Annotated in this window: 15 protein-coding genes and 1 tRNA gene; 10 read left to right on the top strand and 6 right to left on the bottom strand. The window is 68.4% G+C overall.

Annotated elements, in window-relative coordinates:
• Positions 1-3 precede the first annotated feature (3 nt).
• The 9 genes from J1C47_RS07490 (at position 4) to J1C47_RS07450 (ending at position 7466) form a co-directional block, all read left to right on the top strand.
• Positions 4-1488 (top strand): sensor histidine kinase, encoded by a 1485-nt coding sequence (locus J1C47_RS07490; protein ID WP_245396420.1) that lies wholly within the window; start codon positions 4-6, stop codon positions 1486-1488.
• Positions 1485-2120: a response regulator transcription factor gene (locus J1C47_RS07485; RefSeq protein WP_207350121.1), complete on the top strand. Its 636-nt coding sequence runs from the start codon at positions 1485-1487 to the stop codon at positions 2118-2120. The genes J1C47_RS07490 and J1C47_RS07485 overlap by 4 nt, the downstream gene beginning before the upstream one ends.
• 179 nt (positions 2121-2299) lie before the next feature.
• Complete coding sequence (locus tag J1C47_RS07480) at positions 2300-2545, top strand: hypothetical protein (protein WP_207350120.1); 246 nt, start codon at positions 2300-2302, stop codon at positions 2543-2545.
• A 68-nt stretch (positions 2546-2613) separates the two neighbouring features.
• Positions 2614-3588: a PQQ-dependent catabolism-associated beta-propeller protein gene (locus tag J1C47_RS07475; RefSeq protein ID WP_245396419.1), complete on the top strand. Its 975-nt coding sequence runs from the start codon at positions 2614-2616 to the stop codon at positions 3586-3588.
• Between the two features lie 59 nt (positions 3589-3647).
• Positions 3648-4286 carry a cupredoxin domain-containing protein gene (locus J1C47_RS07470; protein WP_210382270.1) on the top strand — a complete coding sequence of 213 codons (639 nt, stop codon included), beginning with the start codon at positions 3648-3650 and terminating at the stop codon, positions 4284-4286.
• 233 nt (positions 4287-4519) lie between these two features.
• Complete coding sequence (locus tag J1C47_RS07465) at positions 4520-5311, top strand: ABC transporter ATP-binding protein (protein ID WP_207350119.1); 792 nt, start codon at positions 4520-4522, stop codon at positions 5309-5311.
• Positions 5312-5375: 64 nt separating this feature from the next.
• Positions 5376-6188: an ABC transporter permease gene (locus J1C47_RS07460; protein WP_207350274.1), complete on the top strand. Its 813-nt coding sequence runs from the start codon at positions 5376-5378 to the stop codon at positions 6186-6188.
• A 37-nt stretch (positions 6189-6225) separates the two neighbouring features.
• The gene (locus tag J1C47_RS07455) at positions 6226-7047 is read left to right on the top strand and encodes a hypothetical protein (RefSeq protein WP_207350118.1); all 822 of its coding nucleotides are present in this window, start codon (positions 6226-6228) and stop codon (positions 7045-7047) included.
• Between the two features lie 2 nt (positions 7048-7049).
• Positions 7050-7466, top strand: a complete 417-nt coding sequence (locus J1C47_RS07450; protein ID WP_342591949.1) for an ACT domain-containing protein — start codon at positions 7050-7052, stop codon at positions 7464-7466.
• Positions 7467-7488: 22 nt separating this feature from the next.
• Here J1C47_RS07450 and J1C47_RS07445 read toward each other — a convergent pair whose 3' ends face one another.
• From J1C47_RS07445 to J1C47_RS07420, 6 genes are all read right to left on the bottom strand, one after another.
• Positions 7489-7887: a PIN-like domain-containing protein gene (locus J1C47_RS07445; protein WP_207350117.1), complete on the bottom strand. Its 399-nt coding sequence runs from the start codon at positions 7885-7887 to the stop codon at positions 7489-7491.
• Positions 7884-8591 (bottom strand): hypothetical protein, encoded by a 708-nt coding sequence (locus J1C47_RS07440; protein ID WP_245396418.1) that lies wholly within the window; start codon positions 8589-8591, stop codon positions 7884-7886. The genes J1C47_RS07445 and J1C47_RS07440 overlap by 4 nt, the downstream gene beginning before the upstream one ends.
• A gap of 269 nt (positions 8592-8860) precedes the next feature.
• Positions 8861-8936: transfer RNA gene (locus J1C47_RS07435), tRNA-Trp, on the bottom strand.
• A gap of 144 nt (positions 8937-9080) precedes the next feature.
• Positions 9081-9920, bottom strand: coding sequence for an FTR1 family iron permease (locus J1C47_RS07430; protein WP_207350116.1), 840 nt, complete (start codon positions 9918-9920; stop codon positions 9081-9083).
• Between the two features lie 5 nt (positions 9921-9925).
• Positions 9926-10264, bottom strand: coding sequence for a cupredoxin domain-containing protein (locus J1C47_RS07425; RefSeq protein ID WP_207350115.1), 339 nt, complete (start codon positions 10262-10264; stop codon positions 9926-9928).
• 72 nt (positions 10265-10336) lie between these two features.
• A complete protein-coding gene (locus J1C47_RS07420) occupies positions 10337-10858 on the bottom strand; it encodes an iron transporter (RefSeq protein WP_207350114.1) in 522 nt (173 codons plus the stop codon).
• A 310-nt stretch (positions 10859-11168) separates the two neighbouring features.
• Here J1C47_RS07420 and J1C47_RS07415 point away from each other — a divergent pair, with 310 nt between their 5' ends.
• Positions 11169-14564, top strand: a complete 3396-nt coding sequence (locus J1C47_RS07415; RefSeq protein ID WP_207350113.1) for a DNA/RNA non-specific endonuclease — start codon at positions 11169-11171, stop codon at positions 14562-14564.
• Positions 14565-14635 lie beyond the last annotated feature (71 nt).

Here is a 14635-nt window from a genome sequence, read left to right as displayed (position 1 = left end):
TTGATGAGGCAATCGGACGGCCAGAGCGAGGATGCGGCGCCCACGGGGCGGCGCCAGAGAGCGGCGACGATGTCGCTCAAGGCCCGGCTCGCCCTCACCCTCGCCACGGCCTTCTTCGCCATCGTCATCCTCGGCGCGGTGCTGACCTTCTTCCAGGCGCGCGACAACATCCACACCGAGCTGATCGCGGCGCGCAGCGTCGCCACCAACCGCGTCGCGCAACTCGTCGCCGAACTCCCGGCCTCGCGCGACGTCAGGGGCAAGCTCGCCGGCTTCGTGCGCACCTTCAACGGCGACCGGCGCGTCAAGGTGGTGCTGATCGATTCGCTCGGCGTGATCCGCGACCAGTCGATCATGGCGCACGACTTCGGGGCGCTGCCGCAGTGGTTCGTGCAGCTCCTCGCCCCCGAACCATCGACGACGATCATGCCGCTCGCGGCGGTCTCCGAGCCGCTCACCTCGGTGGCGGTCATCGTCGATCCGCGCAACGAACTCGCCGACGCCTGGCTCGACCTCCTCACCTCCCTCGGTCTGCTGGTGTCGTTTCTCGCCATCGCCTTCGGGGCGATCTGGGTGGTCGCCGACCGGGCGCTGCGGCCGCTGACGGCGATCCACGACGCCTTCGCCCGGATCGGCGGCGGCGACTATTCCGCCAAGGTCGCGCCGCGGGGGCCGCCGGAAATCCAGGAACTCGCCCGCGGCCTCAACACCATGACCGGTCGCCTCGAGGCGATTTCGAGCCGCAACCGCCGCCTTTCGGAGCGGCTGCTGCATCTCGAGGACGAGGAACGCGCCGCCCTCGCCCGCGACCTCCACGACGACGTCGGCCCGCTGCTCTTCGCCATCGACGTCGACGCCTCCGGCATCAGGCGCACCGCGGCCTCGCCGAGCCCGGACAAGGCGGCGATCGCCGAGCGCGCCGGCGCCGTCGTCGCCGCCGCCCACCAGGCCCGGCGGGAGCTGAAGCGCATCCTCGGCAATCTGCGGCCGGGCGCGACCTCGGGGCTCGGACTGAAGGGCGCGATCGAGGAGATGGTCGCCGGCCTCGCCGCGCGCCATTCCGACGTCGCCTTCCGTCTCGATCTTCCCGGCGGCGAGTTCGGCGCGACGATCGAGATGCTGGTCTATCGCGCCGTGCGCGAAGCGGTGACCAACGCGCTGCGCCACGGCCGGCCCGAGGCGATCGCGGTCGCGGTGGAGGAACGCGCCGGCGCCCTCGCCTTTTCGGTGAGCGACGACGGCGGCGGTTTTGCCGGGCCGCAGCGCGACGGCGGCTTCGGCCTCGTCGGGATGCGCGAGCGGATCGAGGCGGCCGGCGGGACGCTGGCCGTGGAGGAGACCCCGGCGCCGAAGGGCGTCAGGGTCTTCGGACGCATCCCCGTGGCCGGCCTGGTTCCGCCCCATGCGGCGGCGGCGGGCGCTGGGCCGGCGGTTCTGGACGAGAAGGCGGCGCTCGCCGCCATGGCATCGATGAAGGACGAGCGATGAAGCTTCTGATCGTCGACGACCACAAGGTCGTCAGGGACGGCATCCGCCGCCTCGTCGAGGACATGGCCGTCAGCGAGATCGGCGAGGCGGAGACGCCCTCGGAGGCGCTCGCCGCCTTCCGCAGGCTGCGGCCGGACGTCACCATCCTCGACATCAACCTGAAGAACGGCAGCGGGCTCGACGTGCTGCGGCGCCTGAGAGCCGACGATCCCCGGGCGAAGATCGTCGTCTTCTCGATGTATTCCGACGTCGTCTACGCGGTGTCGGCGCGCCGCGAGGGCGCGCTCGGCTACGTCTCGAAGAGCGCCCCCTCCGACGAACTCCTCGTCGCGCTCGAAAAGGCGCTGGGCGGCGAGCCCTACGTCGATTCGGAGACCTCCTCCCTGATGAAGGAGCACGCCAGCCGCGAGACCGGCGTCTCCGACCTCACCCGAAGGGAGCTGCAGATCCTGCACATGCTCGGCGACGGCAAGAGCCTGTCCGAGATCGCCGAGGGGCTCGGCGTCGCCTACAAGACCGTCGCCAACACCTCGACCCGGATGAAGGAGAAGCTCGGCGTCGAGCGGACCTCGGATCTCGTGCGCTTCGCCCTCGAGACCAAGGGCGGGCGGATGCTCGACGGCGGCAATTGAGGCCGGGGCGGCAAGTTGGGAAGTAGTCCCGTTGCCGGTGGCGGAATTCATAAGCTACCAATTCGAAAGCCGGCGCTCCTCGGGGCTTGTCTCCCATGGACAGGTCCCGGGGAGTGCCAGGCACCGCCAGACGGGACGGGAGGCTCGCCTTGACGACATTCGCGCGAATTTCATGTGCTGTGGCCCTCACCTGCTTCGCGGGCGCCGCGACCGCCGAGGAGGCCGAGACGGTCGAGCAGATGGCCTCGCCCGAGGAGGTGGCGAAGGTCGGCGAGACGCTCGCCCTGATCGGCTGCACCGCGCCGGCGGTCGAGAAGGAAAGCGAGCGGCTCTTCGAGGTCGACGACGCCACCTGCGCGATCGGCCAGTACGACATCAAGCTGAACGGCGACTACAAGATCATCGTGATGTCGATCGACGAATGACGCTCGATGTCGCATGACGAGGCCGGACGAAACGGGGAAGGCCCGGTCCGGCTCAGGGGAGGAATGGTTTGAAACGACTGTCACTGGCGGCTCTCGCCGCGGCGCTCGCGATGTCGGCAAGTCCCGCCTTCGCCTACAAGGTCTTCGTGTCGAACGAGAAGGGCAACGACGTCACGGTGCTGGATTCCGACAAGGACTTCGCGGTGACCGACACCTTCAAGGTCGGGCAGCGTCCGCGCGGCATCGCCGTCAGCCCCGACGGGGCGAAGCTCTACATCTGCACCAGCGACGACGACACGATCCAGGTCTACGATTCCAAGACCCACGCCTTTCTGGGGACGCTTCCCTCCGGCCCCGACCCGGAACTCCTCGCGCTCTCGCCGGACGGCGACCAGCTCTATGCGGCGAACGAGGACGACAATCTCGTCACCGTCATCGACACCAAGACCAGCCAGCGGCTGGCCGAGATCCCGGTCGGCGTCGAGCCGGAGGGAATGGGCGTGTCGCCGGACGGCAAGACCATCGTCAACACGTCGGAAACGACGAACATGGCCCACTTCATCGATCGCGAGAGCCAGCAGATCGTCGCCAACGTCCTCGTCGATTCCCGCCCGCGCTGGGCGGAGTGGAAGCACGACGGCTCGGAGGTCTGGGTCTCGGCCGAGATCGGCGGCACGGTGTCGGTGATCGACACGGCGACCAAAGAAATCACCCATAAGATCAGCTTCCAGATCCCCGGCATCCGCTCCGAGGCGATCCAGGCGGTCGGCGTCGCCATCACCAGGGACGGCTCGAAGGCCTATGTGGCGCTCGGCCCGGCCAACCGCATCGCGGTGGTCGACACCAAGACCTACGAGGTGACCGACTATCTCCTCGTCGGCCAGCGCGTCTGGCATCTCGGCTTCTCGCCCGACGAGAAATACCTGTTCACCACCAACGGCCTGTCGAACGACGTCACGATCATCGACGTCGCTTCCGACGAGCCGGTCAAGACGGTGCAGGTCGGCCAGCAGCCCTGGGGCGTCGCCGTGACGCCGAACTGACCGGCGGCCCGCGGGAAAGCCGCGTGCCGGAATTCGCAATTTCGATCGGGAGGACATCGATGAAATCACCGTGGCTCGCTCTGATGGCTGCCGTCTTCGCACTCGGTATCGGGCTCGCGCCGGGCGGAACGGCGTTCGCCCAGGGCAATGACGACGACGACGATGACGCCAAGCCCGCCGCCTCCGCCTCGAAGGCCGCGGACGACGATGACGACGACGACGACGAGCGCCACGGCGCCGAGATGGTGCCCGCCGCCGACGGGCTGAAGATTCCCCCCGGTTCGGAACTGATGCCCGCCGCCGCCCTCAACGGCGACATGCTGGGCCTGCCGAAGAAGAGCCTGACGACCCAGATCGTCACGCCGCTCGTCCTCGGCGCCGACGGCGACGCCTTCAAGACCAGCCACAAGGACTTCTATCTGCGGGCCGGCCAGCCCTATCGCTGGGACATCAAGTCCGAGGGCGACATCGAATACAAGTTCAATGCACCGGACTTCTTCCGCAATGTCTGGATGAACCAGATCGTCATCGACGATCTGGAGGTCCACATGGCCGGCGCCCCGGCCTGGCTCGAATACGACTCCCACGGCACCATCACCGTGCAGTTCCAGACGGTGCGGCCCGGCCGCTACCACTGGGAGGTGGGCGGTCTCGACGAGAACCACGTCATGGAAGGCACGATCACCGTGGTCCAGTGACGGCCCGAAGCCGGCAAGGAAGCGGCCGCGAGCCTATGGAGGCTTCGCGGCCGTCTGCCATTTTCGGGCCGGCGCGATAGGTTGGCTTGAAGGACCTGGAGCACGATCTCGAAAAGCGGGAGCCGATATTCGGAAAAAGATCGTGCGCCCATGAAGACGGGGGCGGATGGCGAGCGAAGCTCGTCCCATCCCGCTCCGGGAGGGCGGGCGGGGCCCGCGAGAGGCGAGTAGACATGCAGGACGGCATCCTCAGCCAGGAGGAAGGCAGGCTTCCCGCCCTTTCGGTGGAAGGCGTCAGCCATTCCTACGGGGCCCGCAAGGCGCTCGACGAGGTCAGCTTCACCGTGCCCCAGGGCTCCTTCACCGCGCTTCTCGGGCCGAACGGCGCCGGCAAGTCGACGCTGTTCTCGCTGGTGACGCGACTCTTCGACGTGCGCCACGGCCGCATCCACATTCTCGGCTTCGACCTGACGGCAGATCCCGGCGAGGCGCTGCGCCGGCTGGGCGTCGTCTTCCAGGCCCGCACCCTCGACCTCGACCTCTCGATCCGGCAGAACCTCGTCTATCACGCCGCCCTCCACGGGCTGTCGGGCGCGAAGGCCAAGGCGCGCATCGGCGAGATCCTCGCGACGTCGGAACTGCGCGAGCGGCTCTCCGACAAGGCCCGGAACCTTTCCGGCGGCCAGCTTCGCAGCATCGAGATCGTCCGCGCCTTCATGCACCGCCCGCGTCTGATCCTCCTCGACGAGCCGACCGTCGGCCTCGACATCCGCTCGCGCGCCGCCATCCTGGCGGAAGTCCGGCGGCTCGTGCGCGAAGAGGGGGTGAGCGTCCTGTGGGCGACCCATCTCATCGACGAGATCGACGAGAGCGACCGCGTCGTGGTGCTGCATCAGGGCACGGTGCGGGCCGAGGGTCTCGTCCCGCACGTCGTCGCGGCCGAGCGGGCGGGCTCGATCGGCGAGGCCTTCACCCGCCTGACCGGCGTGACGGCCGCGAACGGACGCGAGGAGGCACGGGCATGACCGGAGAGCTCTTGGAGGTGACGCGGTGAGCGGCGCCATGATCGACACCGCCGGCGCCCCGAAGATGCGCCGCGGCTTTCCGCTTTCGGCCTATCTGATCTGCGCCGGCGGCATCGTCTGGCGCGAGGGCCTGCGCTTCGTCCACCAGCGCGAGCGCTTCGTCTCGGCGCTGGTGCGGCCGCTGCTGTGGCTGTTCATCTTCGCCGCCGGCTTCCGCCAGGTGCTCGGCGTCTCGATCATCGCGCCCTACAAGACCTACATCCTCTACGAGGTCTACATCGCCCCCGGCCTCGTCGGCATGATCCTGCTGTTCAACGGCATGCAGTCGTCGCTCTCCATGGTCTACGACCGCGAGACCGGCACCATGAAGACGCTGCTCGTCTCGCCGCTGCCGCGCTGGTATCTGCTCTGCTCGAAGCTCTTCGCCGGCGTCGCCGTCGGCGTCGTCCAGGTCTACGTCTTCTTCGCCATCGCCTGGTTCTGGGAGGTCCGGCCGGACTGGCTCGGCTATCTCAGCGCGCTGCCGGCGATCTTCCTCGCCGGGCTGATGCTCGGGGCGCTCGGCATGCTCTTGTCGTCGCTCGTCCAGCAGCTCGAGAACTTCGCCGGGGTGATGAACTTCGTCATCTTCCCGATGTATTTCGCGTCCTCGGCGCTCTATCCACTCTGGCGGGTGCAGGAATCGAGCCCGCTGCTCTACCGGATCTGCCAGTTCAACCCCTTCACCCATGCGGTGGAACTGATCCGCTTCGCGCTCTACCGGCAGTTCAACACAGACGCGTTCCTGATCGTCCTCGGCTGCACGATCGTGTTCCTCGGCGGTGCGATCCTCGCCTACGATCCGGCACGCGGGCTGATCAGCCGCAAACGGCAATAGCCTCGAGCGGCAACGACACGAGACGGGAGGAAACCTCATGATGACTTCATCGCCGACGGCCGGGTCCCGGCGGATCGCCCCGGCCGCCATCGCCGCCGCCGTCTTCTTTGCCCAAGCCGGCCTCGTCCTCGCGCAGGACGGCGCGACGCCCCGCGAGGTGCCGAAGGACTTCGTGCTCCCCGGCCCCGCCCCCACCAACGCGCCGGTCGGCACCGGCAGCGGCGCTGCCGCGAAGGCGGGCGAATCCGCGCCGGAGGCCGGGCCGTCCAAATCCGGTCAAGCGGCCCAGAACCCGGTGAACTTCGCCAGGGCGCCGGCCCCGGCGACCACCGACTGGCCCTGCATCCAGAGGCGGGTCGAGCGCATTTCCGCCGGCCAGATCTGGGGCGGGCCGGCGCTTCCCGACGCGGGCGAGGTGGAGGTCGATCCGACCCTTCGCCGGCTGCTCGACACGGTCAGCGCGAGGCGCACGCCGCTCGCCGACGCCGAAGCCGCGGTGAAGGACTATCTCGGCGGCCTGCCGGAGGCCGAGCGGGAGACCGGGGCCGGCCGCTTCGTCGCCCTGCTGCTCGACCGGCTGAATGCCGAACGCAGCCAGATCATGAGCGGCATCGAGCGCTACGGCGCCAAGCAGAAGGCGCTGGCGGCGCGGCTGCGCAAGGAGACGACGGCGTTCTCGACGCATCAGAACAATCCGACCGCCAACCCGACCGCGCTCGACGACGCACGGCAGCAGCTGCTCTGGGACACCCGCGTCTTCAACGAGCGGCGCCAGTCGCTGAGCTATGTCTGCGAGGTGCCGACGCTGATCGAACAGCGGGCCTTCGCGCTCGGCCGTGCTGCCGAACGGGCCTTGTGACGGTGGCGGGGGCGACACCGGAAGACGCACCGGCCGTTTGCGTCACCCTGCGGGCGCTGCCGCACCTCTATGCGGTGAGCCGGCTTGCTCCCGATGCGGCGATCCCCGCCTGGGCCGACGGCGAGGGTTTCGTCTCGATCTCCCGCAGCGCGGACGAACTCTCGATCCTCTGCGCCGCCGAGCGCGTGCCGCAGGGCACGCAGTCGGAAGCCGGCTGGTGCGGCTTTTCCTTCGTCGGCCCCTTCGCCTTCGACGAGACCGGCATCGCGGCGGCGGTGCTCGAGCCGCTGGCCGCGGCCGGCATCGGCGTCTTCCTGGTCTCGAGCTTCGACACCGACCATCTCTTCGTGAAGATCGAGAATGCCGGCCGGACCAGCGAAGCGCTCACCGCTGCGGGCCATGTGGTCGCGCCCGGCTGAGCGGCGGAGCGCAGCCTCCGGCTCAGCGCTTCAACTGCTCGATCAGAGAGCTTCGCATCGGAAGCTCGAACATCGCTCCCCCGGCAACGATGGCGGCCTGCTTTTCGATCGTCTCCCACAGGAAGAGGATGCGTTCCATCTGCTTCGTGACCTTGGCCTTCTGAAGCCCCCTCGACAGGAAGAAGCCGATGAGCCGGGAGTTTCTGAATGCCTGATATTCGAGCTCGTTCCGGGTGATGCGGCGATCACCTGAAAGGACCACCCACCGTCCTTCGGAACTGAGGACCGGTATCCACTCGACGTCTTTGACGCCGGGGCCGAATTTCTCGCGAAGATGGACGATCGTGTGTTCGCCTTGAAAGAGGGCCTGGAGCGCATGTGCGAGAGCCGGCGAAAGGTTCTCGTCGACGAGAACCTTCACGCGGCCTCGAGGCTCGCTTCGAACGTCGCCGCATCACGCACGACGGCGGCCGGAACCTGAAACAGTCGGGCGGCTTTCTCGACCGATCCTTCCGCCTTGACGGCATCGGCCAACGCCACGGTCGGCACACCGAACTGAGCCGCCACCGGCTGCCCGAAGGCCCGGGACGGGTCGATCACGATCGAAGCCTTGCCGTGAAAAGGGCGCCATCTCGCGACCGTCCGGTCGTCGAAATCGAGATCCTTGAAGCTCCTTTCGATGACGTCCTTGAAGACGTACTGGCGTGTCTTGAGATCGAGAAGCGCCTCGTTGCTGGTCGATCGCTCGATGCTCTTGAGAAAGATCGTTCGACCGTCGGTCTGAAATCGCCGCGTGGAAAAGGGATAGGGGTCGCCGACGCATTCACGCGCATATTCCAGGCACCCACGCACCGCCTTCAAGCCGACGCCGGCGTCGACGAAGGCTTTGACAAATCGCAATTCGATGAGGTCGCGAAACCCAAGTTCGAGGCTGTCCTCGAACATTGCAAGCTGGGACTGCCAGAGCGGCGGAACCTGGCGGATCGCGTCGCCCGCGACATATCTGTGACCGCGCATCCAGCGCCGGATATTCCGGGCCGGCGTCCGCAGGAGGCGCGCCGCCTCCGCCGCGGTATAGGAGCCGACGTCGAGCGGGACGGTGAGTGGCATCGTCATCTCGTTCATGGGCGGCAGAATATCCCCAATCGGATCAGCGGCAATCCCGCGGCTCATCCTATCGCGGACGATCGGCCGATGCCGCCGACAATCTGCGTCGGGATTGCCGTGCATCACCATGGACGTGGGATGATAGCGTATCGACCCGCCGCTCCGGCAGGGCGGAGCCGCCATGCGACGCGCGGAAGATGATCGGCACGCGAACTGTGACGACCGTCACGACGCCTGGGCGATCCTGCTGTGATGTGTCGGTGATGGGTCGCGGTGCTGGAGGTCGATGGCAGGGGCAACAGGGCTCGAACCTGTGACCTGCGGTTTTGGAGACCGCCGCTCTACCAACTGAGCTATACCCCTTCGGCCGCGCTGAGATAGAACGTCGGCGGCCCGGATGCAACAGCAATCTTCCGCGGCTTCGAAGGGCCGGCGGGCGGGAGTCCGCGCGGCCCGGAAGGTCCCTCTTTCAGGCCACAGGGCCCTGCGCGTGCAGCCCCTCGCCCGTCAGGACGAGGCCTGCATCGGCTTGCGGGGCGAGCCGCCTTCCTGCCCGACGAACCAGCGGACGAGGAGCATGACGGCGATCACCGCGAGATAGGCGGCAAGCTCGCTCGCCGAGGGCTGCGAGGCATAGCCGAAGAGCACATGCGCGACGCGGCCGGGCAGGCTCGCCTCGGAGAGGATGCCGCTGGTGTCCCAGAGCGGAGTCACCCAGTCATTCAGCCAGCCGCCCTGGGCGAGGAAGCGCACCGCCTGGGCCGCCAGGCCGGCAGCGAGCAGCGTGATCAGCGCCGTCAGCACGCCGAAGAGATAGCGCAGCGGGATCGCCACGAGGCCGAAATAGAGCAGCGCCGAGACGACCGCGCCGCCGGCGATCCCGATCAGCCCGCCGCCGATGATGCCGGTGGCGGTGGTCTGGCCGGCCGCGGCGACGCCGTAGAGGAACAGCACCACCTCCGAGCCTTCCCGCAGAACCGCCACGGCGCAGACGATGGCGAGCGCCATCAGCGAGCGGCGGCCCGCCTTCACCTCCTCGCCGACCGCCTTCAGGGACCGGGCGAGTTCGCGGCCGTGGCTGGCCATCCAGGCATTGTGCCAGACGAGCATGACGACGGCGACGAACAGCACCGTGGCGTTCAGCGCCTCCTGCCCGGATCCCTCGAAGAGATCGGCGATGCCGCCGGCGAAGGCCGCGACGAGGCAGGCGCCGAGGAAACCGGCGAGGATGCCGCCGGCGACGTAGCCGCTGCGGCCGGCAAGCCCGCGCGTCGCCGCGAGCACCACGCCGACGACAAGACCCGCCTCGATGACCTCGCGGAAGACGATGATGAAGGCTGCGAGCATGGCGGTTACTTCGCCGTCACGATGCCGCGGGCCGTCGCGGCGTGATACTCGCCCATGAACTGATAGCGGCCCGGGACCAGCGGCTGGACGCGGATGACGCCGGTCTGGCCGCCGCCCACGACCTTCTCGACACGCAGGTCGGTGGAATCGAACTCGTCGGCGGTGGCGTCGGCGTTGGTCAGCTTGATCTGGAAGCGCTGGTTGGCCGGCACCTCGATCTCGGAGGGCGAGAACTTGTGGTCCTTGAGGGTGACCTCGAAGGTCGGCACGTCCGCGGCCAGCGCCGGAGCGGCGACGGCGGCAACACAGAGCGAAAGGGCGGCGGATCGCAGGAGGGCGGTCATCGTCGTCTTCTCCAATTCTCCGAATTCGGTTGGTCTTGCCGCCCTTCCCACGTCGCGGAAAGGGCGGTCCGTTCAGCTGTGCTTGGCGGGATAGTCGAAGGTCCACGAGACGGTGATCGGCTTCCACCAGTCGGGAACCCCGGTCGCCTTGTCGACATGCCGCAGGAAGCCGTTCACCGAGGGCGGCGCAACGACGTAGGTGGCCTTGTACGTGCCGGGGCCGTGCATGGCAAAGTCGTTGGCATAATGCGGGCCGTCGGCTGCGGTCATCGGCGCGAGGGTCTTGGTCTCGCTGTAGGAGCCGTCGGCCTTGGCCACCGTCAGCTTGACGCCGAGATAGGGGATCCAGGCATCCGGCGGAAAGCCGTGGGCTTCCTTGGCGGTGGCGTGGATGTCGATCTCGACATGGACCGCGTCCTTGGCCCGGCTCATCCCGGGCGCCATCGCACTCATGGTGATGCCGGTGAGATAGGCGGGCGAAAGCTGCATCCCGTCCTTCACGACGGGTTCGCCCATGTAGAATTCGGTGGCGGACGCCGGACCTGCGGCCACCGAGGCGATGACCGCCCAGGCCGCGATACGTGCTTTGACCATAGTCTCATTCCTCACAGTGAGGCCCGCCCGAGCGGGTCGCAGCGAGGGATATACCCTGCCGTCTAATCCTGACAGTTTCGCTCGCATTACAATTTCGCAATGTCGTCGGCAGGGGGTGAGCGGGCCGCGGGGCCGGCACGCACTGGCTTGAGGACGACGCGGATCGGCGCGCCGCCGCCGGGCTTCACGCAATCGCCGCTGCGCTGCAACAGTATCTTTATACAATTCATCATTGTCGAAACGCCCGGCCTGCCGTAAGGTCATTTCGGGTGAGCCGCTTCTCGCCCGCGAAGCTTTCGGGTGACGCATCATGGCCAATCGCGAGTTCCTGGACGCCGACGCCATCGACCGGGCGAAACGGGCGGCCGAACGCTGGAAGCAACGGACGGAAGAGCGCGAGCGGCGCAAACGGGCGCTCGAACGCGGCGCCATCATCGAGGCCGACAAGCAGGAACGCGTCATCAAGCGCGTGAACCGCCTCGACGAGTGGGCGGCGACCGCGAAGAAGACGGACGACGGCGAGACGATCTCGGCTCGTGAGAGCTTCAGTGCCCGGGCTTGGCGGCCGGAGGACATCGGGAGGGCGGCCGAGGAGCGGATCCTTGAGACCAAGGACCTCCTCTCCATCGAGTTCTTCGAGCTCGGCCTCGTCGCCGCCGACTGCGTCGGGCGGATCACCACCGGCGGCCAGCCGAACGGCACCGGCTTCCTGGTGGCGCCCGGCCTGGTGATGACCAACCACCACGTGCTCGCGAGCCCGCAGGAGGCGAGCGCGAGCCGCTTTCAGCTGTATTACGAGCCGAACGAGGTCGGCGTGCCGCGGCCCGTCGAAACCTTCCTGTTTCGCCCGCAGGACTTCTTCCTCACCGACACGCGGCTGGACTTCACCCTCGTCGCCATCGAGAAGACGTCGCAGAGCGGCACGACGCTCGACACGGCCATGCTGCTGCCGCTGATCGGCGACGAGGGCAAGGCCCGCGTCGGCGAGGCCCTGAACATCGTCCAGCACCCGGCGGGACGGCCGAAGGAAGTGGTGATCCGCAACAACCGGCTTCTCGACCTGCCGGAGGGCGACGGTCTCGACATCTTCTTCCACTACGAGAGCGACACCGAGCAGGGCTCGTCCGGCTCGCCGGTCTTCAACGACCAGTGGGAGGTGGTGGCGCTGCATCATTCCTCGGTGCCGAAGACCGACGCCAACGGCGAACTCGTCGACGCCGGCGGCGTCGTCCTGCGCCAGGGCGATTCGCCCGACCGGATCGTCTGGGTCGCCAACGAGGGCATCAGGGTCTCGCGGCTCGTCAACTTCATCCGCGACGTTCCGCTCGACCCGGCGATGGATGCGGTTCGCGACGAAGCGCTGGCGACCTGGGCCTTGCAGGGCCGGCCGGAGGCCGCCAAGAAGCGCGCCGAGAAGGCGATGTCGGACCCGACCCCGATCACCGACGTGCCGGGCGAGACGCAGCCGGATGACCGGCCTGGCGAGACGCCGCAGGCCGGCGGGAGCGGCGATCGCGCAACGGACGACGGCCCTTCGCGTGGTCGGCACGATGGTGGTCCGGAAGGCGGAATATCCGGGGGCGGTGCGCTCTCGGCAGGGTCCGTCTCGCGCGACAAGCCCGTGGTGGGGCCCCGTGCAACCTGCGGCGGAGACGCGCTTCCCGTCGCCGCGACCGAAAGCGGCCGGCCCGACCCGTCGGACCCGGACTACAAGAACAGAGTCGGCTACGATCCGGTCTTTCTCGGCGAGGCCGTGCCGCTGCCGACCCTCAGGGATGCGAGCCACGGCCCGCTCGCCGCGACCGCGTCGGGTCCGGAGCTGAAATACCATCATTACAGCGTGATGATGAACGAGCGGCGCCGGCTCGCCTATGTCTCGGCGGTCAACATCGACGGCGCCGCGCCCTTCCAGCAGAGCCGCGAGGGTTCGGACCGCTGGTATCTCGATCCGCGCCTCGCCGCGGCGCTGCAGGCGGACGGCAGCTATTACCGCGACAACCCGCTCGATCGCGGCCATCTGGTGCGCCGCGCCGACGCCGCCTGGGGACACAGCACGGAAGAGGCCGAACGCGCCAACGACGACACGTTCCACTTCACCAACTGCTCGCCGCAGCACGAGATCTTCAACCAGTCCCGGCTCGCCAGCCGCAAGGGCCTGATGCTCTGGGGCAATCTCGAAAACGCCGTCGCCCGGCTCGCCGGCCAGTCGCAGCGGCGGCTCAGCGTGATGAACGGGCCGGTCTTCACCGAGCATGACCGGCCGTACCGGCACGACTTCTTCGTCCCCGCGGCCTTCTGGAAGCTGGTGATCTTCCCGGAGAGCGAGACCAAGGTGAGCGCCCTCGCCTTCCGGCTGAGCCAGGCCGACCAGATCGCCGGGCTGGCGCGCGAGGCCGCGCTGGACCAGGGGCTCGTCGAATTCAGGCCGCAGCAGATCGCGATCGCCGAGCTCGAGGCGATCACCGGCCTCGATTTCGGCACGCTGCGCCAGCGCGACGCCTTCGCGGCCGCCGCCGGCAGCCCCGCCGGCGCCAGCGCCGAATCCGTCCGCGAAAGGGTGGGAAGCCGCGTCGTCACGAACGAGGCCGACATCGTCTTCGCCTCGGCGCGCGGGGGGCGCGGCGCCGCGTCGCAGCACGAAGGCGCGGTTCGCGGCGCGGGCGGGGGCACCGGCAACGGGATACCCGCGGCCGCAGCCGCCGCCGAGGGCGAACGGATCTCCTACGAGCAGCTCAAGGCGATGATGCTCGATCCGAAGGTGCCGGACGAGACGATCGCCCGCTATCTGACGGGCGTGCCGAAGCGCTCCGGCGCCTTCAGTCCGGAGGTCAGGCCCGATCCCGCCATGGTGCGGATGGAGGGGACCGCACGCCTCGAGGTCGAGAGCGCCCTCGGCTGGGGCAACGCCCTCAGCCGCTGGCGCCGCAACCGCGCCTACGAGCTGCGGCGCATCTTTGACAGGCACAGCCCCGTCCTCGTCGAGGAAGGCGATTCCTGGTTCCAGTTCCCGTTCCTGATCAAGGACGTCATCGACCATCTCGGCGAGGAATATCTGATCTGGAGCCTTTCGGCGGCCGGCGACACGGCCGAGAACATGGTCAGGACCGAGCCGGAATACATGGCCGGCCTCGAGGCGGTGCGCGAGCATGGCGTGCGCGCCTTCCTGTTCTCCGCCGCCGGCAACGACGTGATCGGCGAGGATCTCACCGGCAAGCCGGTGCTCGGCTCGCTGCTGAAGCACTTCGAGCCCGGCAAGAGCGCGTCCTGGCACATCGACGAAACGGCCCTGCGGCGGGTGCTCGAAACCCTCGAGCGATCCTACGAGACCGTCGTCGACACGATCCACGCCCGCCGCGGCTTCGAGCGGCTGCCGATCCTCGTCCACGGCTACGACTATGCGATCGCCGGCGGCTTTTCCGGCGACGTCCGCGACCCGAGCTGGGCGGCGCAGGACGAGTGGCTGGGCGGGCCGATGCGCCAGAAGGGGATCGTCGACCCGCAGATGCAGCGCGCCATCGTCCGGCTGCTGATCGACCGGCTCTACGACATGCTGAACGGCCTCGCCGCGCGAAAGACCGACGTCCACGTCGTCGACGTGCGCGGGACGCTCGAGCTCGGCGAATGGGCGGACGAGATCCACGGCACCGACGGCGGCTTCGGCCAGGTGGCGGAGAAGTTCAGGGCGGTGCTGCGGCGGGTGATCTGACGAAAGGCCCGCGGGGCCAGATGATCGGCGAGCCTACCGTCGCCCGGCTCGCGCAGGCCCGGCGGGCCGAT

The sequence above is a fragment of the Jiella sonneratiae genome (genome assembly GCF_017353515.1).
GTDB classification, from domain to species: Bacteria; Pseudomonadota; Alphaproteobacteria; order Rhizobiales; family Rhizobiaceae; genus Jiella; species Jiella sonneratiae.
This window is presented reverse-complemented; position numbering and strand designations above follow the sequence as displayed.

Coding starts and splice junctions, on each gene's coding strand:
- J1C47_RS07485 (WP_207350121.1), top strand. CDS start 1,485: ATGAAGCTTCTGATCGTCGACGACCACAAGGTCGTCAGGGACGGCATC.
- J1C47_RS07455 (WP_207350118.1), top strand. CDS start 6,226: ATGATGACTTCATCGCCGACGGCCGGGTCCCGGCGGATCGCCCCGGCC.
- J1C47_RS07440 (WP_245396418.1), bottom strand. CDS start 8,591: ATGAACGAGATGACGATGCCACTCACCGTCCCGCTCGACGTCGGCTCC.
- J1C47_RS07420 (WP_207350114.1), bottom strand. CDS start 10,858: ATGGTCAAAGCACGTATCGCGGCCTGGGCGGTCATCGCCTCGGTGGCC.
- J1C47_RS07465 (WP_207350119.1), top strand. CDS start 4,520: ATGCAGGACGGCATCCTCAGCCAGGAGGAAGGCAGGCTTCCCGCCCTT.
- J1C47_RS07490 (WP_245396420.1), top strand. CDS start 4: ATGAGGCAATCGGACGGCCAGAGCGAGGATGCGGCGCCCACGGGGCGG.
- J1C47_RS07460 (WP_207350274.1), top strand. CDS start 5,376: ATGCGCCGCGGCTTTCCGCTTTCGGCCTATCTGATCTGCGCCGGCGGC.
- J1C47_RS07470 (WP_210382270.1), top strand. CDS start 3,648: ATGAAATCACCGTGGCTCGCTCTGATGGCTGCCGTCTTCGCACTCGGT.
- J1C47_RS07425 (WP_207350115.1), bottom strand. CDS start 10,264: ATGACCGCCCTCCTGCGATCCGCCGCCCTTTCGCTCTGTGTTGCCGCC.
- J1C47_RS07430 (WP_207350116.1), bottom strand. CDS start 9,920: ATGCTCGCAGCCTTCATCATCGTCTTCCGCGAGGTCATCGAGGCGGGT.
- J1C47_RS07415 (WP_207350113.1), top strand. CDS start 11,169: ATGGCCAATCGCGAGTTCCTGGACGCCGACGCCATCGACCGGGCGAAA.